Here is a 1410-nt window from a genome sequence, read left to right as displayed (position 1 = left end):
GGATGCCATCGAGGTGTTCAATCCTGCGACGGGGCGGGTGATTACGGAGTTGGTGCCGGCGTCGATTGAGGATGCGGAGGCGGCTGTGGTGGCTGCGTCTCGCGCTTTCGCCGACTGGGGTTCGCGGCCGTTGTCGGAGCGGGTGCGGTTTTTGTATCGGATGAAGGTGATCCTCGAGGACAATGTCGAGTCGTTGGCTCGCACGATCACGATCGATCAGGGTAAGACGTTGGATGAGGCGCGCGGTGAGGTGGGGCGGGCTGTCGATTTCTTGGAGACGGCGATTGCCGCTCCGATGCTGTATCACAGTGACGCCGTGAACGTCACCACTGGTGTGGATGCGCGGCGGGTGCGGGAGCCGTTGGGGGTGTGTGTGGCGGTGACGCCGTCGAATTTCCCGGTGATGAACACGGTGCAGTTCTCGGCGTGGGCTCTGGTGACGGGTAATGCGTTGATCATCAAGGCGTCCGAGCAGGATCCGCTCGCGTCCACCGCGGTGATTCGGTTGCTGCAGCAGGCAGGTCTGCCGGATGGGGTGCTGAATTTGGTGCACGGCCGGGCGGATGTGGTGAAGCATTTGATTGCCCACCCGTCGGTGGTGGCGGTGTCGTGCATCACGTCGTCGCCGACGGCGCGGGCGATCTATGCGGCGGCGGCGGCAGCGGGGAAGCGGGTGCAGGCCAATGGTGGTGCGAAGAATCCGATCGTGGTGGCCGCGGATGCGGATCTCGATAGGACGGCGGCCGGGATCGTGTCCTCGTCCTATGGGATGGCGGGTCAGCGGTGCCTGGCGGGGAGTCGGGTGGTGGTGGTCGGTGACGTCTACGGCGATCTGATGGACCGTGTGGTGGCGTTGGCCGATCAGTTGGTGGTCGGTGACGGTATGGCCGAGGGTGTGACGATGGGTCCGGTCGTCAGCGCCGAGAGCAAGGAGCGGATCCTGGCGGCGCTGGGGGAGGCGGAGGATCTGGGTGCGACGTTCGTCCTCGATGGTCGGAACGTGAAGCCGGTGGGTGGGGCGGGGTCGGAGAACGGCTATTTCATCGGGCCGACGATTGTTGCCGATTTGGATCCGCGGCACGGGGTGGAGGGTCGGGAGTTGTTCGGTCCGGTGATCAATGTGCATCGGGTGGACACGGTCGCGGAGGCGATCGCGTTGTCGAATGACACCGAGTTCGGTAACGCTGCCGCGGTGTTCACCAGCTCTGGTGCGGTGGCGGCGGAGTTCGAGCGGGGTATCCGGGCCGGCAATGTGGGTGTCAATGCGTTTCCGGCGCCGCCGGCGAATGTGACGATGGGCGGGTACGGTGCCTCGTTCTACGGTGACCTGCATGTGTGTGGTGCTGCGCCGTTGGATTTCTTCACCGATCAGAAGCTGGTCGTCACACGATGGTGAGCACTATGCGGCGA

At 64.6% G+C, this 1410-nt stretch carries 1 protein-coding gene; it reads left to right on the top strand.

Annotated features, from left to right (window positions below; translation table 11 throughout):
• On the top strand, positions 1-1396 hold a 1396-nt coding region (locus G9373_RS45260; RefSeq protein ID WP_240961167.1), incomplete at its 5' end, for an aldehyde dehydrogenase family protein.
• Positions 1397-1410 lie beyond the last annotated feature (14 nt).

The organism is Rhodococcus sp. A14, from assembly GCF_011603105.1.
Taxonomy (GTDB): Bacteria; Actinomycetota; Actinomycetes; order Mycobacteriales; family Mycobacteriaceae; genus Rhodococcus_F; species Rhodococcus_F opacus.
The sequence above is the reverse complement of the archived record's forward strand: the minus strand, read 5'-3'. Positions and strand labels throughout refer to the sequence as shown.